This window comes from Corynebacterium sp. S5S1 (genome assembly GCF_001913985.1).
GTDB classification, from domain to species: domain Bacteria; phylum Actinomycetota; class Actinomycetes; order Mycobacteriales; family Mycobacteriaceae; genus Corynebacterium; species Corynebacterium marquesiae.
Genome location: NZ_MKXT01000087.1, coordinates 1 through 573, shown reverse-complemented (window position 1 = coordinate 573; position 573 = coordinate 1). Strand labels below are relative to the sequence as shown.

The window sequence follows — 573 nt, the reverse complement described above, 5'->3', positions numbered from 1 at the left end:
TGAGCAGGGTGAAGCACCGTCGTCAAGCGTCGGAGGCATCTTCGACTCCATCATGAAGGCGCTGGCAAGCTTGTTCACCGGTCCATCGTTGTTGGGTGGCTTCTTCAGCAAAATTATGGATCTGCTAAAAAACCTGAGCGGTTTGCAGATCTAAACCGGTTTCATTCCTCCTAGTGAAACACGGGAAGTGCGCGCCTTAAGGGCCTAGACCGAAAGCAACTAGGCCACCAGACGCACGCGCGGCCGCATCCTGCCTCAACAGGGGCTGGGTGCGGCCGTTGGTGTTTAACCCTGTTTAACCCTTAACCCGGCGTTTGCGTTGGGTGGCACCCGCGCATAGCGAAAACCCGGGAAGAAAGATCTTCCCGGGTCTTCTTGTTGTCGGGGCGACAGGATTTGAACCTGCGACCCTCTGCTCCCAAAGCAGATGCGCTACCAAGCTGCGCTACGCCCCGCCATCGCGATGAAGTATTAATTTCTGCGACTTGGATATCTTATTATAGCGCGCATAAAGAACACAAATCGGGCCACAAAAGGCTAAAAAACCGCAGCGTACGCAAGGAAAACGTCGGC

Annotated in this window: 1 tRNA gene; it reads right to left on the bottom strand. The window is 54.6% G+C overall.

Annotated features, from left to right (window positions below):
* Positions 1 to 381: 381 nt before the first annotated feature.
* Positions 382 to 455 (bottom strand) — tRNA-Pro (locus BKN05_RS12350).
* Between the last annotated feature and the right edge of the window lie 118 nt (positions 456 to 573).